Annotated in this window: 21 protein-coding genes and 1 tRNA gene; 5 read left to right on the top strand and 17 right to left on the bottom strand. The window is 65.2% G+C overall.

The window, feature by feature from the left end:
• Positions 1–198: 198 nt before the first annotated feature.
• The 4 genes from KAY22_RS10430 to KAY22_RS10415 form a co-directional block, all read right to left on the bottom strand.
• Positions 199–1455: a glycosyltransferase gene (locus tag KAY22_RS10430; RefSeq protein WP_296623031.1), complete on the bottom strand. Its 1257-nt coding sequence runs from the start codon at positions 1453–1455 to the stop codon at positions 199–201.
• A gap of 70 nt (positions 1456–1525) precedes the next feature.
• Positions 1526–2512, bottom strand: coding sequence for a M23 family metallopeptidase (locus KAY22_RS10425; RefSeq protein ID WP_296623029.1), 987 nt, complete (start codon positions 2510–2512; stop codon positions 1526–1528).
• Positions 2513–2602: 90 nt separating this feature from the next.
• Entirely contained in the window at positions 2603–6508 is a 3906-nt protein-coding gene (locus tag KAY22_RS10420) for a glycosyltransferase (RefSeq protein ID WP_296623027.1), read from the bottom strand.
• On the bottom strand, positions 6505–7683 hold the full coding sequence (locus KAY22_RS10415) for a sulfotransferase family protein (RefSeq protein ID WP_296623025.1): 1179 nt from the start codon (positions 7681–7683) through the stop codon (positions 6505–6507). The genes KAY22_RS10420 and KAY22_RS10415 overlap by 4 nt, the downstream gene beginning before the upstream one ends.
• A 117-nt stretch (positions 7684–7800) precedes the next feature.
• On the opposite strand from KAY22_RS10415, the gene KAY22_RS10410 reads away from it, so the two are divergent.
• Positions 7801–8769 (top strand): methyltransferase domain-containing protein, encoded by a 969-nt coding sequence (locus KAY22_RS10410; protein WP_296623023.1) that lies wholly within the window; start codon positions 7801–7803, stop codon positions 8767–8769.
• A 3-nt stretch (positions 8770–8772) separates the two neighbouring features.
• On the opposite strand, the gene KAY22_RS10405 is transcribed toward KAY22_RS10410, so the two are convergent.
• From KAY22_RS10405 to rpmH, 12 genes are all read right to left on the bottom strand, one after another.
• A complete protein-coding gene (locus tag KAY22_RS10405) occupies positions 8773–9858 on the bottom strand; it encodes a GSCFA domain-containing protein (RefSeq protein WP_296623021.1) in 1086 nt (361 codons plus the stop codon).
• Positions 9855–10598, bottom strand: a complete 744-nt coding sequence (locus KAY22_RS10400) for a hypothetical protein (protein WP_296623019.1) — start codon at positions 10596–10598, stop codon at positions 9855–9857. The genes KAY22_RS10405 and KAY22_RS10400 overlap by 4 nt, the downstream gene beginning before the upstream one ends.
• Complete coding sequence (locus KAY22_RS10395) at positions 10595–12760, bottom strand: hypothetical protein (protein WP_296623017.1); 2166 nt, start codon at positions 12758–12760, stop codon at positions 10595–10597. Before KAY22_RS10395 ends, KAY22_RS10400 begins: the two co-directional genes overlap by 4 nt.
• A 335-nt stretch (positions 12761–13095) precedes the next feature.
• Positions 13096–13356, bottom strand: a complete 261-nt coding sequence (locus KAY22_RS10390; RefSeq protein WP_296623015.1) for a hypothetical protein — start codon at positions 13354–13356, stop codon at positions 13096–13098.
• Positions 13353–13886 (bottom strand): helix-turn-helix domain-containing protein, encoded by a 534-nt coding sequence (locus tag KAY22_RS10385; protein WP_296623033.1) that lies wholly within the window; start codon positions 13884–13886, stop codon positions 13353–13355. Before KAY22_RS10385 ends, KAY22_RS10390 begins: the two co-directional genes overlap by 4 nt.
• Positions 13887–14166: 280 nt before the next feature.
• Positions 14167–14251, bottom strand: a tRNA-Leu gene (locus KAY22_RS10380).
• Between the two features lie 59 nt (positions 14252–14310).
• Positions 14311–15444, bottom strand: coding sequence for a succinyl-diaminopimelate desuccinylase (dapE, locus tag KAY22_RS10375; RefSeq protein WP_296623013.1), 1134 nt, complete (start codon positions 15442–15444; stop codon positions 14311–14313).
• A gap of 73 nt (positions 15445–15517) precedes the next feature.
• Positions 15518–16177 carry a ribosome biogenesis GTP-binding protein YihA/YsxC gene (gene yihA / locus KAY22_RS10370; protein ID WP_296623011.1) on the bottom strand — a complete coding sequence of 220 codons (660 nt, stop codon included), beginning with the start codon at positions 16175–16177 and terminating at the stop codon, positions 15518–15520.
• Positions 16174–17913 (bottom strand): membrane protein insertase YidC, encoded by a 1740-nt coding sequence (gene yidC, locus KAY22_RS10365; protein ID WP_296623007.1) that lies wholly within the window; start codon positions 17911–17913, stop codon positions 16174–16176. Before yidC ends, yihA begins: the two co-directional genes overlap by 4 nt.
• A gap of 27 nt (positions 17914–17940) precedes the next feature.
• The gene (yidD, locus tag KAY22_RS10360) at positions 17941–18153 is read right to left on the bottom strand and encodes a membrane protein insertion efficiency factor YidD (protein ID WP_296623005.1); all 213 of its coding nucleotides are present in this window, start codon (positions 18151–18153) and stop codon (positions 17941–17943) included.
• Positions 18150–18470, bottom strand: coding sequence for a ribonuclease P protein component (gene rnpA, locus KAY22_RS10355; RefSeq protein ID WP_296623003.1), 321 nt, complete (start codon positions 18468–18470; stop codon positions 18150–18152). The genes yidD and rnpA overlap by 4 nt, the downstream gene beginning before the upstream one ends.
• Positions 18471–18487: 17 nt before the next feature.
• A complete protein-coding gene (gene rpmH, locus KAY22_RS10350; protein ID WP_012049799.1) occupies positions 18488–18622 on the bottom strand; it encodes a 50S ribosomal protein L34 in 135 nt (44 codons plus the stop codon).
• 245 nt (positions 18623–18867) lie between these two features.
• Between rpmH and KAY22_RS10345 the strand changes: the two genes are divergently transcribed.
• The gene (locus KAY22_RS10345) at positions 18868–19365 is read left to right on the top strand and encodes a DUF3251 domain-containing protein (RefSeq protein ID WP_296623001.1); all 498 of its coding nucleotides are present in this window, start codon (positions 18868–18870) and stop codon (positions 19363–19365) included.
• 36 nt (positions 19366–19401) lie between these two features.
• Here the strand turns inward: KAY22_RS10345 and KAY22_RS10340 are convergent, their stop codons facing one another.
• Positions 19402–20472, bottom strand: coding sequence for a 50S ribosomal protein L11 methyltransferase (locus KAY22_RS10340; RefSeq protein WP_296622998.1), 1071 nt, complete (start codon positions 20470–20472; stop codon positions 19402–19404).
• 598 nt (positions 20473–21070) lie between these two features.
• Here KAY22_RS10340 and KAY22_RS10335 point away from each other — a divergent pair.
• The 3 genes from KAY22_RS10335 (at position 21071) to KAY22_RS10325 (ending at position 23212) form a co-directional block, all read left to right on the top strand.
• The gene (locus KAY22_RS10335; RefSeq protein WP_296622996.1) at positions 21071–21541 is read left to right on the top strand and encodes a hypothetical protein; all 471 of its coding nucleotides are present in this window, start codon (positions 21071–21073) and stop codon (positions 21539–21541) included.
• Positions 21542–21848: 307 nt separating this feature from the next.
• Positions 21849–22697, top strand: a complete 849-nt coding sequence (locus tag KAY22_RS10330) for a hypothetical protein (RefSeq protein WP_296622993.1) — start codon at positions 21849–21851, stop codon at positions 22695–22697.
• A 188-nt stretch (positions 22698–22885) separates the two neighbouring features.
• Entirely contained in the window at positions 22886–23212 is a 327-nt protein-coding gene (locus KAY22_RS10325) for a recombinase family protein (RefSeq protein ID WP_296622991.1), read from the top strand.
• Positions 23213–23299: the final 87 nt, after the last annotated feature.

The raw sequence follows: 23299 nt of genomic DNA, 5'->3' as shown, positions 1-23299 counted from the left end.
GATCGGGCGGCGCCAATTCGGCGACGTCGGTGATCGCGCTGAACGGCGTCACCAGCGTGACGACGGCCAGCTTCGTCTCCGAGGATTTCTATCAGCTCGCAGGCTGATCGGACCCGCTAGGTATCGAACGGGGGGCGGCCGCAGGGCTGCCCCCTTTTTGTTTGTCCCGCCACCGGTGACTGCGCCGACGGATTGATTCTACGCTCCGCCAACTTCCGCCAGCTCGGCCGCGATCCGCCCGTCCGCAATCTCGTCGATCAGGCGAAGCCAGCCCGGCACACCGACGCTCTCCCGGTCGAAGCGCGCCAGCGCCGTCGCGCGGGCAGCCTGGCGCATGTCGGCGAATGTCTCGGGCTCGCGAACGGCCCGGACCATGGCGGCGCTGAGCGCGTCCACGTCGAAGAAATCGTTGAGGACGCCCTCGATGCCGTTCGTGATCGCGTCGCGCACCGGCGCGGTGTCCGACCCCAGCACGAGGCATTCGCACGCCATCGCCTCGACCAGAGACCAGGACAAAGCGAAGGGGTAGGTATAATAGACATGCGCCGCACCGACCGAGAGGATGTCGATCATCGCCTTGTGATCGACCCGGCCGACAAAATGCAGATGCCCCTCGGGAACGCCGCTCCCGACTTCCTCCAGCATGGCAGGGCGCCAATGCTTGCCATCGGCCCTTGCGCCCCCATAGCCGGTTCCGTCGGCGCCGATCGCCAGCACATGGGCCTCGGGCACCTGCCGGAAGAATTCGGGCAGCGCGCGCATGAAGATATGGAAGCCGCGCAGCCGCTCGAAATTACGGTTGATGAAGGTGATCACCGGCGCGCCCGGCCGAAGCTCCGGCCCGTCACGCAAACGGACGACGGCCCTGGGGTTGTGGCGGGCCGCCGACAGGTCGACACCCTCGTGCAGCACGCGGTGGATCGGCCGGAAAATCTCGGGATAGGTGGAGGCCTGGAACTGGGTCGGGGAGATGATCAGATCGCCGGTGGTCATCGCCAGTGTCTGAGTAGCGTTCTTGGCGTGGGTCCGCAGAATCTGGGGCAGATCGGGCGTCTCGAACTCGCTGTCGAAATTTATGTCGGCACCATGGGTCCGGTAGAATAGCTCGCCGAACAGGACGATCTTTGCCTCGGGAAAGATCTCGCGCAGATAGATCGTCTCGCCCCAGCCGGGATGGCCGATGATGACGTCGGGCCGAAAACCGCTTGCCGCCAGCTGCGTCGCCGCCTGCGCCGCCGCCGTCCCACGGATCAGATCCGCCTCTGCGCGTACCGCGATCGGCAATATGCCTTGGGTCGTCCCGCGATTGTTCGTCCAGCGGACGAGCCGCACGCCCGGACGCTCGGCGGCACTGGTGCTGCCGAGCGCCACCACCTCGTCGCCCCGCGCTACCAGCGCATCGGCGATGGCCGGAAACTGGCCGGGAAAATTCTGGTGGACGATCAATATGCGCATCGGCTTCCATCTTCTCGGCGTCGATCGGGAACGATATGTCCCCTCGTGCGACCGGATAGCCGATGGACGATCAGAGCGTCACGGAGAAACGCTCCGAGACGAGCGGCTTGCCGCCGCGCACGACCTCATAGCGTGCCTCGTACCGCCCGGCCTGCCAGCCGGTCGCAGGGCGTTTACGGCCGGTGAAGATCAACCATTCCGCCTTGTCGCTCTCCAGCGGCCTGGCGCGGTTGTCCGCCACCACGCTGCCGTCGGGGCCGGTCACGATCAGCCGCTGCACGTCTCCGGCCTTGAGCCCCATCGCCTGGACGAAGGCAACCAGTGCGGGCGCGGACTTGTCGGGGGCAGGCTGCTGCGCCTCGCCATGCTCGCGCGCCGAGGCGATCGTGACCGGGCCGGTCGCGAAGCCCGTCAGCAGCACCTCGCCCGGTCGATAGGCTCCCGTGAGACCACTGTCCGCCGACCACAGCGAACGCCCACCGCCGCACTGCCCGGCCGTCGCACCATAAGCGAAGGGGTCGACCACCTTGCCGTCCTTGCGCACCGTCATGTGGAGGTGCGGATATTCGGTGTTGCCCGACAGGCCGACCCGACCGATCCGCTCGCCTGCCTTCACCTGCTGGCCCGGCCGGACGGCGATGCTGCCCTTCGCCATATGGCAATATTGCGTCTCGAGCCCGCCTTCATGTTCGATGACGAGCCCATTGCCGCACATGGCCTGCGCTACCGCCTCGCTCCGCCCGGCCTCCTTGACCGAAACATCGGGCACCCCGTCTCTCACCCGCAGCACCTTGCCGTCGGCGGCTGCCAGCACCGCGACCCCGCGACGCTGCTGGTCCATGCTGTGCAGGCGGAAGTCGGTGCCGTTGTGCCCGTCATAGGTGCGGCTGCCGCAGCGAAAGTCGCTGGCGGCAGGACCCGGATCGAGATCGGTATAGTTCTGGATCGCGCAATCCTTGCCCAGCGTGCAGGCGATCGGTTTGCCGAGCTTCGGCATGTCGGACCCGGCACCGAGCAGCACCGGGGCGGCGAGCGTCATCAGGGGCCAAGGCTTCATCGATCGTCCTTTCCTGCACCATCCGAGGCTTGTCTGCCCTCGGCAGCCTTACCCCGCATGAACGAAGTGGCCGTCCCTGCTATCCGCCGCTCAGCGCCGATAGGCCTCGAGCCGTGCCGCAAGCGAGGCAGCCCCCTTCGCGACCACCCGGTTGGACCAGAGCCAGTCGTGCAGCGCCCTCGCCCGCTCCGCCGCGCCTGCCCGATCATCGAGGACAGCGCACAGTGCGTCGTACCAGCCCTCGTCACCAACCAGGACCAGATGGCGGGCCAGCGCGGTATCGGCGCGATAGGACGGCCCATCCGACACCAGCGGCAGCATAGCCAGCGCGGCATAATCGAGCGCCTTGATGTCCGACTTGCAGCGGTTGAACGCAGTGTCGACGAGCGGCGCGAGCCCGAGATCGAACGGCTCCTGCTCGCGCAGCCAGCGGACGAAGCGCGGATAGCTGACGGCTTCGGCGGGCGGCGACAGCCGGTGAAGCCAGGGCGCCGGCTCGACATCGGATGCCACGCCGATCAGGGTCACGTCGAACGCATTCCCTTGCTCGGCAAAGAGCCGGTCGAGCGCCGGCCTGACCAGCGCGAAGTCGGCACCATGGGTATGGGTGCCCATATAGAGCATCCGCACCTTAGGCCCCACGAAAGGCGTCGGGCGCGGCTTGCGCCAGTCGCGCCACAGACGCGGGTCGATGGCATTGGGCACGATCACCGATCGCGGCGCCAGCGCGGCATAAGCCTCGGCCAGCTCGGGAGTCGAGAACCAGGTCTCCGCCGCCGCAGCCACAAGCCGGTCGAGAGCAGCGTTATAGGGCCGGTAGAATTCATGTTCGGGATGATCGGGGCCGATCAGCCGGAAGGCGTCGTCGACATCGACGACCAGCGCCGCCCCGATCGCTCCCAGCTGACGCACCAGCGCGTCGACCGCCTCGACCGTGGGCAGCGCAGTACGCTGCACGATGCAGACGTCGCAGTCGGGCAGCGGGTCGTCGGGCGATCCGAGGGTCAGGCGCAGCCGGCCGGCAACACTCTCGTCGGTCAGTGGTGCGACGAGCCGGATGAAGGCCGAGCTTTGCGGCCCGATCGCACTGTGGCGGGCGACGATGTGCACCGCCAGCCGCGCGTCCTTCGGCTGTGGCTCCACCGCGAAGGGCGCGGGCAGGCCGAGGATCGCGAAGGCATCGGCGATGAAGGTCCGCGCCCGTGCGTCGAAGCTGTGGCGCGCATGGACCTCGGCCGCCGCAAGGGCCAGCGCAGCTTCGTCGCGCGGTGTCGACAGCATCTCGTCGATCGCCGTGCGGCATTCCGCCGCGCTGTCGACCTGACGCACCGCATCGCCGAACACCGACGCCATCGACGGGACCGCGTCGGACACTGCCCTGCCCCCGGCGCCCACTATGTCGAACAGCCGGTTGGACAACAGGCCGAAGGCGCGCATCGACTCCCAATGGTCGTTGAGCACGACGCCCGCCCCGGCATAGAGCCGGCCGAGGTCGCGATTGTCGACATTGGCGGCGCGAACGAGAACGTCGGGCACCCGCCCGGTCCAGCCGTCGCCGTAGATCGCCGGCGGATGCCCCGCCTCGATCGCCCAGCCGACGATGGCCCGATCGACGCCCCGCGAATTGCCGACGAACAGCACATCGGGCGCCTCGGGACGCTCCTTCAGCGGGTGGAAGCGCTCCGGGTCGGTCGCCTGCAGCATCGGGACGACCGGCGGCCGGACGATCGGCGCCAGCAGGGCTGCGGTCGAGGCAGAGGCGGCATAGACCCGGCTGTAGCGGTCATATTCGTCGAAGCCGACCTGATCGGGGTGGCTGATGTTCCACAGGAACGCCATCTGGCCGGGGCGCGGCTCATAGGGGATCAGGCCGCGCAGTACGATCACCAGATCCTCGCTGGCGATCGAATGGCCGTGCCACTGGCCGCGAAAATCGATCCGCACGCTGTGGCCAAGACGCTCGATCGCGGCGGCAAGGCTCTCGGCGAAGTGGAAGTCGCCCCAGGCGGCCTTCTCTTCCTCGGGCGCGGCGATCTTGATTGCGACGTTCAGGCGCAGCGCCGCCGCCAGGTCATGCGCGTCGGCGCCCGTCGGCAGGCCGAGCCGGTTCTTGGTCCGCACCAGCGCCTGGAAGGCTGCTGGCTGGCTGACCGTGATCCGCCCCGTATCGCCGCGCGCATCATGATATTCGCACCCGACGAAAGGCGCGTAGCCGACGTCGCGCCCCTTGGCGTAGCGCAGGATCAGGTCCCAATCGACCATCCGGCGGAGGTTGGTGTCGAACGCGCCATGGCTGTCGACCAGCGCGCGGCGGTGGCAGAAGGCGTTGAGGTCGACATAATTTTCGGCGAGGCAGGCATCCCAGTCGAAATCGTCGCCGCGATAGCCGGTCAGCTGGTTGAGCTCGTCGCGCAGGGCGATGCCCGAATAGGCCGTGTCGAGCCCTTCCGCCGTCATGAACAGCGTCATCACGTCGAGGAACCAGCTCTTCCAGCTGTTGTCGCTGTCGAGATAGGCGACGATTTCGCCCCGCGCTTCGGCCAGCCCCAGATTGCGCGCGGCGCTGACCCCGCTATGGGCGCCCCGGATCAGCCGGACGCGCGGGTCGCTCGTGAAGGCCGCCGCGATCTCGGCGGTGCCGTCGGTCGAGCCGTCGTCGACCACGAGCAGTTCGAAATGGCCGTGGCTTTGTGCCAGCACCGACCGAATCGCCGCTGCGATGCGGTCTGCCCGGTTCCAGGCCGGCATGACGACGCTGACAAGCGTCGCATCGGCCCGCGCGCGGACATCGTCCGGCAGGGCCGCGATCGAGCGCAGAAAGGCTTCCTCACGGACGATGTCGAAATGACGGTAGAAGCGGCGCGGACGTTCGTCGCCGGTCTCGTAGCTGGGCCGGCTGACCGGGATCGCCACCCGCCCCTCCGCCGCCCCCGTTTCGAGGAAATGGCGCAGCGGATCGCCCTGCACGTCGGGATAGCTTCGCCGATAATATTGGCCGTCGAACAGCGGCCCGGTCGAGCGGCCCTCGGCGGCACCGTAATGGATATAGTGATGCAGCGGCAGCATGCCGGCTGCGTGCACATCGGCATGGATGCTGTTGTACCAGCTCGACGAGAAATAGAGATTGGGGTCGAGCGCGTCAGCCTCGCGCCCGTGGCGGATATAGTCGATCAGCGGATTGTGCCGGGCGATCAGCGCCGACAGCGCGTCGTCGACCGGTCCCGTCGACAGCCCGGCCGCGTCGACCAGCGTCTGGATCACGGGCTCGTGCGAGGGCAATCCCGGCGCCTGCACGATCTCGATCGCACCATCCTCGACGAGGCCGATCCGGCCGCCGAGCCCGATCGGGGCAAGGCCGAACAGCCGCTCGACCGCATGGCCGAGCGCCCCGTCGCGATCCTGGTTGGGCGAGGCATCGCGGAAGTCGGCGAGCGACGCGACCTTTTCGAGCAGCGACAGGCGCGCCCAGAAGAAGGTGCCGGCGAAGAAACCCCAGTCGGCGGGCGGATAGGCCGGCGCTGTGAGGCGCGGGGCGAGATCGGACAGCAGCTCCGCATTGCGGAACATATGGCTGGCGACCGACTTGTAGAGCCGGCGCGGCCCCAGCAGCGACAGGCCCGGATCGGCGGCGAAGGCGTCGCGGATGCGGCCGACCAGGTCGCCATCCGCGATCATCCCGTCATAGGCCAGCTGGCGCCATTCGGGCGCATAGCCCGATCCGCCCTTCTTGCTGTGGAGCTTGCCGACCAGCTCATAGCCCTCGGCGCGCAGCAGCGGCAGCAGCTCGAACAGCGGCCCGATGTCCCAACCGCGATTGGCGACCTCGACGATGCGCGCCGGCCGGGAGAGTCGATCGAGCGCCGCGCGCACCTCGTCGGTCAGGGCAACGCTGTGCGTCACGAACAGATCGACGTCATCCGCCAGCGGCGCGACGCGGTCGATCAGCTCGAGCGCGACGTCGGGGTAGAAAAGGTGGAGGACGATCGCACTCTTCATGCGGACACCCCCGCCGCCGCCAGCCGCCGCGCCATCTGCCGCGCATAGAAGGCGGTGTCGAACAGCGGATTGGGCTTGTGCCCCTGCGGCGCACCGACCGTCAGATAATGCTCGATCGGGTCCATCCCCGCCTCCGCCGCATCGGCATAGGTGGCGAGATACCAGTCGCCGTCGAACAGACCGCTCTCGCGGATCAACGCCACCGAATCGGCCAGCGCGGGGTCCGGCGCGGGCAAGGACGGGCGGGGCACGACCGGCGCGGGGGCGATGGTCACAGCTTCAGGCTCGGCTGTACCACCGACGCGGCGATGGCGCAGTTCGTCATGGATGATGTCGTCGATCAGCCAGGGCATGGCGTCGAGTTGCGCATAGGCCTGGTCGAGCCGGGTGCGTGCCGCGTCTCCATCGTCCTGCGCCAGCGCGGCGATAGCGTCGCGAACCGCCGCAACGATGGGACCGAGGGGTGCTGCCAGCTCCTCTGCGCCGCCGACATGGTGGCGCAGGGCAGGGTCGAGGAAAGCGTCGATCGCCGCCGCTGCCTCGCCCTGGAGCATGTCGGCGCCCGTCAGCGGCAGTAGCCGCGAGGCCGTCGTGCGCCAGTCGGCGAGCATCGCATCATAGTCGACGACCACACGCATCAGGCCACGCGTCGCCCGCTCGGCCTCGATCATATGCCGCAGCCAGAGCAACTGGGCGAAGGCTGGCGTGGTGCCGTCGCGGCGGGCGACCGAGCGCGCCACCGCCGCCGGATCGCGCAGCATCAGCACTGCGCGGCTCGCCACGCCATGTTCGGCCAATGTCTCGACGACGGTCGGCACGAAGCGGCACTGGCGCGGATCCTTGACCGCCATCAGCGCGGCGTCGCCGAACGCCGCGACCACCGCCTCCCACAGCCGATCCTTGCGCGAACGGAGCGCCGAGGGTTCGAGCCGCGACAGGTCGAGCGGGCGCACGTCGAACCAGCTCGACCGCGCGACGCGGAGCAACTGGTCGCCGGCCTTCACCACCGCCGCCGATTCCCAATAGCCGCGCGCATTGTCTGCATGCGCCTCGATCGCATCGGCGGGCAACGCAGCCCCCAGATGACCGATCAGGCGGGTCAGAGCCGAGGTCCCGCTGCGGTGCATACCCAGGATCAATATGGCTATGCGCGGCTGGCGAGTTTCGGCAGGCAATCTCGTCTCCCTGATTGTCGGTCGGAACGACTAGCCGGAGATGCCCGGAAAGGACAGAGGCCGCGCGCGCACCGTTCGGCACTGGCCCTCGCCCGTCGATGGCGATAGGCAGGCGCGATGCAGGATCCCACGCGGTTCGAACCGGCCACCGACGAGAATTTCGTCGAAGAGCTCTATCTCGCGGCCAATGCCGACGTCGCGCGCCACGTCGCGGCGGGGGGCGATGCGTGGAAGCATTTCGAGCGACACGGCCGACGCGAGGGACGCAAGCAACTGACCCGCGCCGCCGCCGGACTGGCGGGCACGCGGGCCGAGGCGAAATATGCCCGCTTTGCGCCGATCCTCGACGCATCGCGCGGTGCAGGCGGCGATTTCCGCTTCGTCGGGGCCGCCGACAGTTTCCCTGTCACCTATGGCGGGGCGAGCCACGATCTTGGCGACTATGACGACGAATCCGCCAATCCCGGACTGGGCCTCTTCGTCGAGGCGGTGCGGGCCGATCCGCAGGGTCTCTATCTCGACGTCGGCTGCGGGCGGCGTACGCGAACCTTCGACAATTGCCTCTATCTGGAGGTCTATCCCTCGCGCAGCGCCGATATCGTGATGGAGCCGGCCTGCCGCTACCCGATCGCCGATGCCTCGCTCGACGGGATCGGCTGCTTTGCGGTGATGGAGCATATGGACTCGCCTTGGGAGGCTGCAGCCGAGTTCCGGCGGATGCTCAAGCCCGGCGGACGGGTGTTCATCGACTATCCCTTCCTCGTGCCGGTCCACGGCTATCCCTCGCATTATTTCAACGCGACGCGCGAGGGCCTTGCCCGGCTGTTCGACGCCGGTTTCGAGCGCCTGCACCTTGCCACCGAAGGCAATCAGACGCCCGACCATGCGCTTCATTGGCAGCTGACGGGGCTGATCGAAGCGATCGAAGATCCCGCATTGCGCGCCGAAGTCCGCGCCATGAGCGTCGGCGCCTTGCTCGACCAGCCGCCGGGCGGCCCCTTCTGGGGCCGGGTGCTCGCCGCCCTGCCAGACCGGGCGAAGGCCGCCTATGCAGCGGGCAACACATTGGTCGCCCGCAAGCTCTGAGCCTCAGTCGCCCGGGTCGTCGAGCAGCGCCTCGTCGCACATCAACCGGACCCAGTCGCGCGCGGCGCTCAGCGTCTCGTCCTCTTCGCGCGCGTCGGACGGTAGCGGCGCAGTCGCCGGTCCGGCCTCGATCCCGGCCGCGTGGCGCAGGAAGACTGACATGACGTGCGCCACGCCTTCTTCGGTCACGTTGCGCATGTCCTCGGCGAAATAGCGCGCGCCGGCCGGTGCCCCCATGATGATCTCATAGGAGGGGAAATAATGGACCTCGGGCAGGTCCTCGCAGACCTCCTGTGCCGCCGCGCGCAGCGCCGACTTGGAATAGGTCGTGGCGCTCAGCACATGGTTGCCGCTGGCGGTCGCGACCAGGGGAACCGGCGACACGGTCAGGATGACCCGCGCCGACGGGTTCACCGCCCGCAGCGCCGCGACGAAGGCGGTCAGGTCGGCGACGATCTCCGACACCCGGAAATTGCGAAATCGATGCGCGGCCGGATTGAAGCGTCCGCCCGCCACACCGGGGCAGACCGGATAGACCGCCCCGTCCTCGACCGATTCCCACGCCTCGGTCAGGCCCAGAGTGAAAACGAAGACATCGAGCGTCTCGAACATCGCGCGCACGCGGGCAAGGTGCCAGGCGCGGTCGGCGTGCAATTCGGCCTCGCTCGCATAGCCCTCGGGCTCGACCGTCGGCCGGAAGGGATCGACGACCCGCCCGCCCCCGCCCGGCGCGTCCCAGATATCGACCGTCGGCACGAACCGCCCATAGGCCCGCTCGATCAGCTGGAGCAGCTGGCGCGCGGTGTAGATATTGCCGTAGCGGGCGCTGTACAGCCCATAGCCATGGCGTTCTGCCACCGCTGCGGGGACGATCGGGTGCGCCGTCTCGCTGACGAGATAGCCGAAGCCGCTGCGCTTCAGGTAGCGCGCGATGTTCTGGGCGAAACAGCTGCCCGCCGTCGCCACCTTGTCGGTCGGATCGAGGCGCAGGAACGGCCCGGCGACCGGGTCGATCGCGGGGCCCTGCCCCACTATGGCGCGGCGCCAATAGGCCTCTGCGGGCAGGCTGCGATAGGGATGGTCGCTCACATCGCCTCCAATGCGCTGATGATCGCCTCGCCATAGGCTTCGTTGCCATGGGTGGCGTCGCCCGCCAGTTCCGACCGGAGAAAGCCCTGCTCATCCTGCACCTCGGTCGGGACAGGCAGATAGCGGAAGCCGAGTTCGGCGCAGTAGCCCGCAACGATACGCGAATGGAGCCGCCACATCTTGTAGCGAAGCGGGGCGGGCGCGACGCCCTGCGCGGCGATTCCCCGGTCGCGGAAATAGCTGTCGGCGAGCGCGGCGATCTGCACGTCATCGGCCAGCGGCGGCGGCGATTCGACCTGGATCACGCCCGGCCCCATGATCCGCGCGACTTCCCGCAGGCGCGCCCGGTCGTGGTCGAGCGCGCTTTCGAGCGCGGCCTGCATCATCGCCTCGGTGATCGGTTCGGCAGCAGGATCGAGCCGCGGCCCAGCCTCGGTCGAGAGCAGAAAATCGAATGGCCGGGGGTGCCGGATAAGGGCAAAGCCATTGTGGACATTGCCGCCGCTGACCGACGCCCGGATCGGATCGTGGCGCGCGATCTGATCGCGGATCGCCTCCTCCAGCGCGGGCGAGAAGCGCGCATCTTCGCCCACGCCGATCATCTCCGGGGCATAACGCTCTTCCAGTGTGTGGATGACACGCGTGCGGGGCCGGTCGGGATTGGCCTCCCGCCGCGTCTTTGCGGCCGAGCGGATCGCGGCGACGTGGCTCTGGCCGATGACGAGTATGGCCCGGCTCATGGACGGACCATCCGGCGGGCGATCTCGCCCTCGCTGTCGAAGGGCGTCAGCACCACCTCCACCTGTCCCGATTCATCGACCAGCGGGCGAAGCAGATCGCGCGACACGACAATCGAAAAGCCGTGACGGCCATCGCCCATCCCGTGCGGGATGAGGTCGGGACGGTCATTCGACGCTGCCGCCGTCGCGCGCACCTCTCCGCCCACCCTGACTTCGATCGCGGGCTGGGCGCCCGGCCAGGCCCCGCAAAAAGCCCAGCCATCGAAGCGTAGATGATCGCCTTCCTCGACGACGGCGTCGAGATGGCCGTCGACCTTCGGCAATTCGGCGAGATCGCCCAAGGCTGTCGTTCCGCCATTGCTTCCGCCTTCTTCCCCCAGACGCGCGGGCACTGTCAGCCCGGCTTCGTGCAACAGGGCGACGACGATGCCGAGCATACTGATCGCATCGAACATGGCGAACCGCCGATGGCGCAACCGGTCGAGCAGCGCATCGCGGTCGATCGAGGTCCAGAGCGCCAGATCAGGCCTCGCCTCGACAAGGCGTGCGAGAGCCGCGCGGATCGTGACATTGTGGTTCAGCGAATATTGCCAGTTGCCGAAGACCGGAGGCGCCCCGGCAGTCGGCAGGATCGGATCGGGACGCGCTACGCCCTCGCCCAGTGCAGGATCCCACGTCTGCAATGCGAAGGGCAGCGGCAGGAGTTCGGGCGCGGTTCGTTCGATGATGCGATAATGGAGCAGTTCACGGGCACGCTCTTCCGGCGTCAGGCGAAAGGCCAGATCCAGCAGAGCAGGCGCGCCCAGGGGCACGACCGGCTGACGCTCGAACGACTTGATCGCGCGGATCGCGCCGAGCCAGTTGGGAAGACGGTTACGGAAGTAAAAGAGATCGGGAAGATCCGCCTCGACCGCTCCCGCCGTGCGCGCCTCGTCCATCTGCGCGCACAATTCCGCCTCCAACGCGGCGCGTGCTTCGGGCAGAAGCACATCCATCGGGTCGAACGGGGCCTGCAGCCGTACCATGGCGGTGGGATCGAGCCTTCCGTCGGGGAGCTTCTTCTTCGAATAGGCTTTGAGCACCTCACCCATATGGCCGCTGATCAACGTCTCGCGCCCTAGCGACTGTCCGAGAATCAGGTCCCACCCGCCCACCATCGCGTCGGTCTGCCAGGCCTGCGCGGCCAGCTTCGCGAAGAAGCGGTCGCACGACCAGAAGGCTGGCTCGTCGCTGCCATGCGGGGCTTCGCGGCGATGGGGCAAGCCCAGCGCCTCGGCGATGGCCCTTCCGGCGGCAATGTCGGGATGGCCTTCATAGCCGCGCGTGAAGAGCCGGAGCCGGTGTTTCAGCCCCATTGCCAGGCACAGCGCGAGCACGACGCGGCTGTCCTTGCCCCCCGTGATCGGCAGATCGACCGGCCCGTCTTCAGGAATGGCCAGGCCGATCGCCGCCTGCGCCTGGGCGATGCCGCAATCGAGGTCTTCATCATAGTCCGCACACCAGCCCCGCGGGCCTTGTAGACCGAAGCCATCGAACGGCTCGCCCTCTTCTCGCGCTCCGTCGGCGTCGATCGTCAGCGTCCGGCCCTGTCCGATCTGGGCGACCGAGGCGAAAGCCGTAGCCGTACCCGCGCGATAGCCGATGGCGGCCAGCCATCGCTGCGCCGTCGGATCGGGGCTGCGGTCGCCGAGCCGATCGGCGACAAGCGAGGCACGGTTGGACAACAGCGGTTGCCCGTCGCGCCCGCGAAACAGCTGATGCAAGCCGGCTCGGTCGGAGAAGGCCACCAGGCTGCCATCGGCAAAGACACGCGCCACCGCATATTCGCCGGCGACATCATCGGGAAAGCTGTCGCCGGGCTGGCGGAGCAGCTCTGCCACCGCCCCGGCATCGAGCCGTTCCGCCCTGCCGTCACGCATACGCCAGATCAGGCCATGGATGACGCAGAGACCGAGCGCGTCGTCGTGCCAGATCTGGGCGTCCGGCTCATAAAAATGGGTCGCGGTCGGCCAGCAAAGCAGCCGCCACCGCCCTGCGGCGGTCTCGAACGTCGAAACCCGGCGGAGCGCGCCGGCAATATGCGCCTGAGCGTCGAATTCGTCGTCCGCCACGGCCTGTTCGGCCGCTTGCAGGGATTCTCGCCAAAGGAGGAAGAGCGCCATCGCCCGTGCCTAGCCGTCTTTGCCTCGCAAGGGAAAGACCGCTCTGCGGTCGACGCCCGACCCCGTGATCACTCCAGCCAAAAAACGAATAACCCGGCTTTATGGGCCGGGTTATTCTCTGGAGGATTCTGACTAATGACCTGTCTGGTTTAGCCCATCGGCCCGGTAAAGCAAGCTCAAAGCGCGCGGCGAGCCAAACTTTCGTCTACCCTGCCAGTCCCACATAAGGCCATGAACTACAATAGAAACCGTAACGAATTTGGATGCATTTTCACCGATCCGTCCATGGATCAGTGGCGCACGAAGAACGACTCGCAGCCCGGCAGGCCGATTTCTCACGCCTTGGCGGAAAAAGACCGGAGCCGGTTCTGGAAATAGCCGGTGCGGCCGAGAGCGCCCTGCTCCTTCGCCTCCCGCACCAGCTGGTCGTCCAGATGCGTTGCGGGGTCGCGGACGAGGCGCCGGGTGGCCAGTTGCGCCTCGATCGAGCCGGTCGCCAGCTGGCGGGCCAGCGCCATCACCTCGTTGTCAAAGGCATCGTCCTCGGCCATTTGCGCGGCCAGACCCCAGGCGACCGCCTGCTCCGCGCCGATCACGGCACTCGACAGCGCGAATATCGGTAGATCTTGTCAATCTCACGATCGCGAAGGCGGCTGAGCATCGCGAGGCCGGCGGAGGAATCGACCATCAACCGCATCGTGCCCTCATCCGGCGGCATGTTGAGTTCCTGAAGCCGGGAAAACGGCGCATCGGCGTTGCTGACGAAGCGCACATATTGGATGAACAGATCATTCTGCGACACCAGCCCGACGGTCTCGCCGGTGCGGCTGTGAATATCCTGGATCAGACGGTCGAGCTCGCCATAGCTGTTCAGCGTCGTCGAAAGCCAGCTGCCCAGGCTGCTCACCTTGAGCGTCGGCAGATAGGACATGGTCGAACGATTATAATTGAGATAGCCTGTGACAACCAAACTCTTGAGAAGATTTGTTGCGCTTGACTGGGGATAGTTGAGTTCCCGATATATCTCGTTCAGTCGCAAAGGACGCTTTTTCTGCTGGAACAGTTCGAGAACCTGAATCGTCCGTGAGGCAGATTTTACAGTACCGCGCTGCATACATCCCTCCATCTGCAATTTTATGTCTTATCGCGGATGTAATTTGCCAGCATCGCGGATTATGGCAATGTTTCCGGGGAATATTGCATATGTGATGGAAGGGGGGGCTGCCGTTTTCCAGGGCGTCGCTTTCCCGTCCTGCGGACGGTCCCCCTCCCCGTGCCGGGGAGGAACTTTGCAGCACACTACGCCCGAGCTCCTCCCCGGCACGGGGAGGGGGACCATGCGAAGCATGGTGGAGGGGAATGCGACGCAGTCGCGCAGGAACCTTCGGAGAAGGAGCAGAAAGCTCTGGTGCGGGCGGTCGGACTCGAACCGACACTCCTTGCGGAACCGGATTTTGAGTCCGGCGCGTCTACCAATTTCACCACGCCCGCGTGCCCGGCAGCTATAGCGGCTCCTGCTGCCCGCGCAACCGTTCAGCGCGCCTAAGGGTTCAGCGGGAGAGCGCCGTACGGACGATCTCTTCGTAGATGCCGGTGAGGGCGTAGAGGTCCGGCACGGCCACCGCTTCGTCGAGCTTGTGCATCGTCGCGTTGCACAGGCCGAACTCGACGACGGGGCAGATGCGCGACAGAAAGCGCGCGTCCGAGGTACCGCCGGTCGTCGACAATTCGGGGACCAGACCCGTCACCTTGGTGATCGCCGACGACACCAGCGCGGAGAAATCGCCGGGCGGGGTGATGAAGCTCTCCCCCGAGATCGCAGCCCGGATTTCGGCGTGCGGCGCATGGGCGAGCACGGTGGCGCGCACCAGTTCGACCAGATCGGCACCCTTATGCTCGTCGTTGAAGCGGATGTTCACCCGCGCACTCGCCTTCGCCGGGATGACGTTGGTCGCCGCATTGGCGACATCGACCGTCGTGATCTCGAGGTTCGACGGCTGGAACCAGTCATTACCGTCATCGAGGTGCAACGCCTCGAGCGCGGCGAGCGCCAGCACCAGTTCGGGCACCGGATTGCGTGCGAGATGCGGATAGGCGACATGCCCCTGCGTCCCGGCATTCTCGATCCAGATGTTGACCGAGCCGCGCCGCCCGATCTTGACCATATCGCCGAGCCGGTGGGTCGAGGTCGGCTCTCCAACCAGGCACAGGTCGGGACGGATGCCGCGTTCGTTCATCCAGTCGATCAGCGCGACGGTGCCGTGCGTCGCAGGCCCCTCCTCGTCGCCGGTTATGATCAGGCTGATCGTGCCGCGCTGCTGCTCGATCCGGGCGACCGCCGCGATGAAGGCGCCGATCGCGCCCTTCATGTCGACGGCCCCCCGCCCATAAAGCAGATCCCCGCGGATCTCGGGCAAGAAGGGATCGCCGGTCCAGCCGGCGCCGGGCGGCACGACGTCGCTGTGCCCGGCAAAGGCGAAATGCGGCCCGCCTTCGCCGCGGATCGCGAACAGATTTTCGATCGGCCCGTCGGGAGGCCCGCCTGCCGCGAAGCGATGCACGGCGAAGCCCAGCCCTTCGAGCGCCTGGGCGATCACCGCCATCGCGCCCGCATCGGCGGGCGTCACGCTGGGGCAGGCGATCAGGCGCTGGGTCAGCGCGAGCGGGTCGATCGGATGGGTCACGCGCCTCGCCTAACGCGGTCGCGGAGAGATGCAAGACCCTGCGCTTTTGTGCAGGGCCGGGCAGACAGACGGATCAGCGGATCGCGTCGAGGATCGCCGCGCGCAGTTCGGCCATGCCGAAATCCTTCTCGCTCGACGTCACCAGCAGGCGGGGGTGCGCAGCGACATGCTTGCGCGCCTCGGCCTCGGTCTGCTCGGTCATCGCGGCGAGTTCGCTCGCCTTGATCTTGTCGGCCTTGGTCAGGACGACATGATAGGTCACCGCCGCCTTGTCGAGCATGTCCATGATCTCGCGGTCGACATCCTTGATGCCGTGGCGGCTGTCGATCAGAACCAGCGCTCGCCGCAATACGACGCGCCCGCGCAGATAGTCGTTCACCAGGAAGCGCCACTTGCGGACGATGTCCTTGGGCGCCTTGGCAAAGCCGTAGCCCGGCATGTCGACGAGGCGCAGAGTCGGGACGCCGCCCTCTTCGCCCGCGCCGACGTCGAAGAAGTTGAGCTCCTGCGTCCGCCCCGGGGTGTTCGACGTGCGCGCCAGCCCGGTGCGGTTGGTGAGCCGGTTGAGCAGCGACGACTTGCCGACGTTCGACCGTCCGGCAAAGGCGATCTCGGGCGCGTCGGGCTCGGGCAGATGCTGCAGCCCCGGCGCGGACTTGAGAAAGGAAACCGGGCCCGCGAACAGTTTGCGCGCGGGCTCCAGCAGCTCCTCGAAGGGAAGCTCCTCGGTCACTTCTTCTTCTTCGCGGTCGCCGACACGACCGTGGCCGAGGCAGGCACCGGGTCGACCGGATATTGCCGGTACAGCCAGGCTTGCTGTGCGATCGTCAGGAAGTTGGAGGTGATCCAGTAGATCAGCAGACCGGCCGCGAACGGCGCCATGATGAACATCATGATCCACGGCATCAGCGCGAAGACCTGCTTCTGCGCATCATCCATCGGCTGCGGGTTGAGCTTGAACTGCAACCACATCGAAATACCGAGCAGCAGCGCGAGGACTCCGATACCGAGGAAGGCGGGCGGCTCGAAGTCGAGCAGACCGAACAGGTTCAACAGATGAGCAGGATCGGGCGCCGAAAGGTCCTTGATCCACAGCACGAAGGGCTGGTGACGCATCTCGATCGTCACCATCAGCACCTTGTACAGGCCGTAGAAGACCGGGATCTGCACCAGGATCGGCAGACAGCCCGCAAGCGGATTGACCTTCTCCTCCTGGTAAAGCTTCAGCAGCTCCTGCTGGAGGCGCGGCTTGTCGTCCTTGTACCGCTCCTGCAGGTCCTTCATCTTCGGCTGGACGCGACGCATGCCGGCCATTGAACGGAACTGCTTCTGCGCGATCGGGAACATGAGACCACGAACGAGGAAGGTCAGGATCATGATCGCCACGCCGAAATTGCCGACCAGCTTGAAGGCCTGATCGAGCACCCAGAACATCGGCTTCTCGATGATCTCGAACCAGCCCCAGTCGATCGCGCGGCCGAACTGTTCGACGCCGCCCTGCTCCTCGTAGCTGTCGAGGAGGTTGACCTCCTTGGCGCCGGCGAAGAAGCGCTGCGTCACGGTGCCGACGGCATTGGGGCGGATGATCTGCGGACGGCCCGTCTGGACCGCCTGATAGACTTTCGGCGCGGTGGTGAGGAAGCCGGCCTCGACGCTGTCCTTCGCGTCGGGGACGAGCGCGGTCAGCCAATATTTATCGCCGAAGCCGAGCCAGCCACCGGTGGTCGAGAAGCGCGCACCGGCCGAACCGGCCTCGTCGAGCTTGGCGAAGCTCAGATCATAATTGGCCTTGTTCGAGAATACGCCGATCGGGCCGGTGTGCAGCGTCCAGGTCGAAGGATCCTTCGACACCCCGTCGCGCGAAACGAGACCATAAGGCCGCGCGGCCACGACCCCGGCGCCCTTGTTGATCAGGCGCTGCGTGACCGTGAACATATAGTCCTGGTCGACCGCGATGACCGTCTGGAAAAGCTGGCCGCGATTGTTGTTCCAGCTGAGCGTGACCGGCTGGCCGGGGCGCAGCGCCGTCTGGTCGGCGGTCCACAGGCTGTTCGGGCCCGGCGCGTCGACGCCGTCGCCGGTCCAGCCGAAGCCGGCATAATAGGCACCGGCCGAGCCCTGCGGGGACAGCAGGCGCACCGGCGGCGAGTCCTTCTTCACCGTCTCGCGATAGGCCTTGAGGACGATGTCGTCGATGCGCGCACCGCGCAGGTTGATCGAGCCTGCCAGCTTAGGCGTATCGATCGCGATTCGGGGGCTGCTGCCGAGCACCGCGCTGCGCGAGCGAAGGACGCGCGGCGCATCACCGGCCGTCGGCAGCGCGCCCGGCGTGGCTGGAGCCGCTCCAGGCTTCGCCGCCGCAGGCGGCGCCTTGGGAGTGGGGAAGAAACGCTCGCTCGCCAGTTGCCAGCCCAGCAGGACGAGCAACGACAGTACGATCGCGAGGATCATGTTGCGCTGGTTTTCCACCAAAAACTCCCGATATTCCTTAAATGGTCAGGGAACCGGGTCGTGACCCGAGCCCCCCCAGGGATGACAGCGACAGATTCGGCGAACCCCGAGCCACCCGCCTTTGAGCGCGCCATAGCGCGAGACGGCCTCGATCGTATAGGCCGAACAGCTGGGAATATAGCGACAGGTGGGAGGAAGGATCATCGACGGGCCGAGCTGCCACGCCCTTGCCAGGAGAATGATGATCCGGCCGATCACCGCGCGACCTTGCCGAGCGCCTTGAGCAAGTCGGCGCGCAGCAGCGCGAAATCGCGTTCGATGCCGCCGGCCCGGCCGATCAGCACATGGTCTGCGCCCGCGATCCCGGCGACAGGAAACAGCTCCCGCGCCAGCTCGCGAAAACGGCGGCGCATCCGGTTTCGGACCACCGCGTTGCCGACCTTCTTGGTGATGGTGATGCCGAGGCGCATCAGGGGGTCGTCGTCACCACGCGGGCGGACGAGCAGGACGAAGCCGGGCATCGGCGCCCTCCTGCCCCCATTGGCAGCCAGAAAATCCGCGCGGCGCCCGAGCACCGCGTAGGGACAATCGCTCAGGCGGACAGCTTCTTGCGGCCGCGGGCGCGGCGGGCGGCCAGAACCTTGCGGCCGCCGGGGGTCGCGCTGCGCGAACGAAAGCCATGGCGCCGCTTGCGGACCAGGTTGCTCGGCTGGAAAGTGCGCTTCATTGTCTCTGCCTCAAATCAAAAAACAAAAGGGCCGCCGACACGCGGCAGCCGCTGATCGTCGGCGCGCTTAGGCAAAAGGCCGGCGCGAGTCAATCTCCGCGACGGTGGAAATGCCCCGATGATGCCCTTTTCCGCGCTCCGGCGGCCCTATGCCCAACCTTATAGCAGGATTCGTTTCGCCCGATGGCTCTTTTTCGTTTCACGGGCGTTCGCCACGCGCAGTTCAGTCTTTTCAGGAGATGCTCATGCGCCGTTCGTTGCTGTGCGCCATGCTCGCCCTTCCCCTTCTCACCGCCTGCGGATCGAAGACCGACACGCGCCTCAAGGCGCTGGAGGATCGCCTCGCCAAGGTCGAGGCCGCCGCCGAGACCGGCAAGGCGGTCAGCCTGAAGCCCGGCGCCGCCGGCTATGGCATCCTCCAGAGCGACATGGGCCGGATCGCCGTCGCGATCGCCAAGGTCGAAACCTATGCCGGCGGCACCCGCGTCACGCTCGACTTCGGCAACCCCACCGCCGCTCGCCTGTCGGGCATGAAGGCGAAGATCGAATGGGGCGCGGTCGATGGCAAGGGAATGCCGGTCGTCAACGCCAACCAGTCGACAAGCTTCACCGCCCCCGAGCCGCTTCCCGCCGGCAGCTGGAAGCAATATGTGATCGACCTGCCGGGGGTTCAGCCGACCCAGTTGGGCTTCGTGCGCGTCTCGGGGTTCGAGAGCGGCAATGTCGATCTTCTGAGCAGCTGATCGGCTATGTCCGAAGGGTGACGCGCTCCGGCCGCGTCACCCCGCCAGCCAGACCGACAGCGCGGAATCGGTGCGCATCGCGCCGATCGCCCGGCGTTCGCCATGTTGCAGGCAGATCGGGCGGACGAGCGGCCAGGACACCGCCGCCCAGCAGGAATGGGCGCCGGGCCTCGGACGGACTTCATAGATCGCGTCGGCAGCGCCCGATCGGTCGAGATCGATCCGCATCCACTGGATGATCGCATTGGCCTCGCCAGCTTCGGCGACGACCGGGCACTCGGTCGCAACCGCGCCCCAGCTGCCGGGGTCGTCGAAGCGGAAATCGTAAAGGCAGGCGACGTCGGACAGCAGTCGCACGCACGGGTCGCCGACCTTGATCCGGTGCGAGGGCGACGCGATCCGGTTGAAGGCCGACAGGTCGAACCCTTCATGATTGCCCATGCGCCGGCTCTCCAGCGTCGGATCATGCCCGAGGGCGGCGAGGATTCGGCCCTCGGCAGGGATCACGCTTCCACCGGGCCGCAGCAGCCGGGGAACGACGTCGCGGTGCACCGCCAGCGTATGTTCGCCGAGCAGCATATTGTCGACGATCTCCGACACGATCACGTCGACCGGCCGCTCGAGATCCTTGCCCAGGACGAGGTCGGCCGAATTTTTCGGCACGATCGTCAGGCGATCCTCCACCCCGTTGGCCTGCGCGACCGCCATCGCCATCCGCGCGACGGCGGGGTTCATCTCGCAGGCGACCACCCGTCCGGCCCCCGCCCGCAACGCGAGCAGGCTCAGCAGGCCGGTGCCCGCACCGATGTCGAGGACGAGGCTGTCGGGGCCGACGACGCGCCGCAGCGCTGCCTCATAGGCCGCATTCCGCACCGAATCGCGGACCAGCCGCCAGTGCCAGTCGGGTACGCCGGCATTGACTATCCTGCCCGCCAGGACGCGCGACCGGCCGCCACAGTCCGGATGGTCGAGCGCGGCCAGCGCCAGATCGAGCGCATCCGCCGCCTTGCCCTTGTCCTGCAGGACGCGCGCGAACATTGCCCAATCATCGGGCCCCTTGTCGCGCAGCATCGGCCATCTGCTGAAGACCGTATCGCCCAGGCTCATTCGCTGTCGTCCCGCTGACCGCCGCTCAGGCGGCCCCTCACCGCTGCATGCGCGGGAGGACGACGCCGGGTCAAGCCGCCCCGATTCGATCCGCCCCTCGACAAGATGCGGCGGTCACGATTAGAACACACAGCGAACATCAGGGGAATCATGCACATGGTGGCGCGGGTCGCGACGGTCGCCTTTCTCGGGCTGGAGGCCCGGGCGGTCGAGGTTCAGGTGCAACTGGCGCCCGGCGTCCCCGCCTTCATCATAGTTGAACCACGAAACAGGCGAAATGTTGGCGTCCGGCTTGGAAGAAGACGTGCTTACGGTGTCCACCAGATTCCCTCAACGCTCTCCGCGAGGATATCGGCTAAGGCATTGCCAGAGCCTTGAAAAGGAAGGTCCCGTTACGGCAATGTTGCCAACGGGCGATATTGGGCGGGGGCTTAAGGAGATAGCTGCCGGGCAGCCACCTTGTTTCGCGCGATCTGCTAAGGCTACTCTGCTGGCCTCAGTCGTGGCGATTTTGACCTAAAAACTTAATGTGCAGATTTACTTCCATCTGATCGTCGTCCTAGATCGAGCAGGTAAGGTAACGAAGAAGGGCGAGTGGATGAAGCCGTATGATGTTGATATCGAATGCCAGACTGTTCGCAACATCCATATAGCCGCAATTATAGCCGCTCGCCACGGCGTTCAAACGCGCGAAGTGGTAGCTCGCATGGTCACATTGTCCCATGAGGCATACGAGCGCTCTACCAGAATGACGGCAGAGGAAGCTGCAGCACGTTTTGTCGAGCCGACGACCTCGAATGATGGCGAGGCGCCCGTGCGCAGCGGAAGCTGGAGACGAAATGGTTGTCTCGCTGTCGCGGCGATTTTGGTTGGATTATTCATTTATTGGCTGTGGTTTGTGCCAGCACCGGTGCCTCACGAGGTCGAAACGGTTACATCGCCTAGATATCAAGCTTGTGAAAGTGATCTTAAGCCAAAACTCGAATATTGCTTGAAGTCTTTATCTGAAAGCAATTGGGGCATGTGCAAGCAAGCCTACATGCGTGATTTTGAATTATGCATAAAATAGAACGTGTCCAGCAAACATTTTTTCACAAAAATCTGTGGTTTGTTCGTTGAAAATTCTACGGCAGGGCAAGAATTTTGTGGTGGATTCTGGTTGATCTTGGTCGGGATCGACTACCTGACATACGAGCTCGGCGCCAGAACGCAGAGGACAGAGCGGATCAATAAGCTCCCAACGTCCATCAGGCAAATCCGGATAGGCGAAGAAAGGCCGCGTATCAAAATTTGTAGCATCTACCTGTCAGGCACCATTGGACATGGTGGTCTCGTCTCGATAGCGATGCCATCAACGGCAAAGCGCGGGGAGTACAATGAGCAAGTTATCGGAATGGTTTGATCGTAAAAGAGCCAGACAAGCAACGCACCTCGAAAAGATACCACGGGGGGAGCGCTTGTCCCTCATTGTGGCGGCGGTTGCCGCATTCGCTACGATTGGATCGGTTGTTGTTGGCTTCATCCAATGGCAGTCAATGCAGCGTAGTATTTTAGTTTCCCGCCAAATTGCTGATCAGCAGTTAAAGTTCGCTCAGAAGGTCGTGGAAGACAGCAACCAAGACACCCGCGAAGCGCTCAATTATACCGCAAAGCTCGTCAGGTCGGCACAGTTAGCTCAAGCAGATACATCGAAATTAGCAACTGAGGCGACTGAATCCAACCGACAGGCAGCGGCCTCAAATCGCACCGCTGCTGGCGCTCTGGCGACAGCGCAGGCTAATTCCCAGAATCAGCTTCGAGCATATGTTGATATTGAATTGGCCCAAGCTCTTCCGCTGTTCAAAAAGGGGGACGAAGGAAAATATTTTTCTGATGTCGAAATTTCAAACACGGGCGCAAGTCCCGCCATTGATCTCACCATATCCGGAAACGCTCTGATAGAGAACACAAGAGATAAGGTTATAGAAGAACTTAAGAAAAATTTATTCTATAAGTCTGCAAGCTCATCTATCATATCAAAGAAACTTAACTTAAGAAATTATTGGAATCACATAACGGAAGACGATGTATCTTCTCAAGAGAATGGAAGTAAACTCGTGGTCATAATTCTCAAGGTAGATTATACAGATATTTATGGTGTAGAGCATATGACCATGAAGTGCCTGATGTTTTTTAATAAGAATAGCGCAGAACTTTGTCCGTCTGAATATCAGGTATTGGACTAGAGACCTATTCATAGCTGGCATATTTCTGACGGGGGAAGACGATCCGCTTGGGTGCTTGAACAAAGCACGGGCTCAAAATTTGTAGCTTTAGAGACAGCCGGAAAGCCCCGCGCCCGAGTGTATCAAAAGTTATTTGACTCGATTACGATACAGTCTCATATAGTAGTAATAACTTGTGAGACTCGGCGATGGCGCGAATTTCTTACTATCGGTGTTCCTCCGACACGCAGAGCATTGAAGCTCAGCGCGCCGCCCTCGGCGGACAGTTCGACCGAGAGTTTAGCGATGAGGGAGTGTCGGGCGCTACGCTGGCGGCGGATCGCCCCGGTTTCGCAAAGCTCCTCAGCTTCATCCGCGATGGCGATAGTCTGCATCTGTATGCGCTCGACCGGCTAGGGCGCGATGCGCTGGATGTGCAGGCAACGGTGCGGAAGCTGCTTGAAATGGGAGTGACGATCGATGTGCGCGGTCTGGGTGTCAACGGCGGAGCAAAAGTCGGCCATTCGGCGGCGTAAAACCAGGCCATCGTGTTACATGCCGGGGGGAGTGGCGTGAGGGCGTAGCCCGAGGGCCACTCCCCCCGGCATTGGTGTAATTTTCAG

This window comes from Rhizorhabdus sp., assembly GCF_018006725.1.
In the GTDB taxonomy this organism is placed as follows: Bacteria; Pseudomonadota; Alphaproteobacteria; order Sphingomonadales; family Sphingomonadaceae; genus Rhizorhabdus.
The sequence above is the reverse complement of the archived record's forward strand: the minus strand, read 5'-3'. Positions and strand labels throughout refer to the sequence as shown.

Excerpts from the sequence above, each read along its gene's own strand:
- KAY22_RS10430 (WP_296623031.1), bottom strand. The coding sequence starts at position 1,455 with ATGCGCATATTGATCGTCCACCAGAATTTTCCCGGCCAGTTTCCGGCC.
- KAY22_RS10425 (WP_296623029.1), bottom strand. The coding sequence starts at position 2,512 with ATGAAGCCTTGGCCCCTGATGACGCTCGCCGCCCCGGTGCTGCTCGGT.
- KAY22_RS10420 (WP_296623027.1), bottom strand. The coding sequence starts at position 6,508 with ATGAAGAGTGCGATCGTCCTCCACCTTTTCTACCCCGACGTCGCGCTC.
- KAY22_RS10410 (WP_296623023.1), top strand. The coding sequence starts at position 7,801 with ATGCAGGATCCCACGCGGTTCGAACCGGCCACCGACGAGAATTTCGTC.
- KAY22_RS10400 (WP_296623019.1), bottom strand. The coding sequence starts at position 10,598 with ATGAGCCGGGCCATACTCGTCATCGGCCAGAGCCACGTCGCCGCGATC.
- KAY22_RS10395 (WP_296623017.1), bottom strand. The coding sequence starts at position 12,760 with ATGGCGCTCTTCCTCCTTTGGCGAGAATCCCTGCAAGCGGCCGAACAG.
- KAY22_RS10385 (WP_296623033.1), bottom strand. The coding sequence starts at position 13,886 with ATGGAGGGATGTATGCAGCGCGGTACTGTAAAATCTGCCTCACGGACG.
- rpmH (WP_012049799.1), bottom strand. The coding sequence starts at position 18,622 with ATGAAGCGCACTTTCCAGCCGAGCAACCTGGTCCGCAAGCGGCGCCAT.
- KAY22_RS10345 (WP_296623001.1), top strand. The coding sequence starts at position 18,868 with ATGCGCCGTTCGTTGCTGTGCGCCATGCTCGCCCTTCCCCTTCTCACC.
- KAY22_RS10340 (WP_296622998.1), bottom strand. The coding sequence starts at position 20,472 with ATGAGCCTGGGCGATACGGTCTTCAGCAGATGGCCGATGCTGCGCGAC.
- KAY22_RS10335 (WP_296622996.1), top strand. The coding sequence starts at position 21,071 with ATGAAGCCGTATGATGTTGATATCGAATGCCAGACTGTTCGCAACATC.
- KAY22_RS10330 (WP_296622993.1), top strand. The coding sequence starts at position 21,849 with ATGAGCAAGTTATCGGAATGGTTTGATCGTAAAAGAGCCAGACAAGCA.
- KAY22_RS10325 (WP_296622991.1), top strand. The coding sequence starts at position 22,886 with ATGGCGCGAATTTCTTACTATCGGTGTTCCTCCGACACGCAGAGCATT.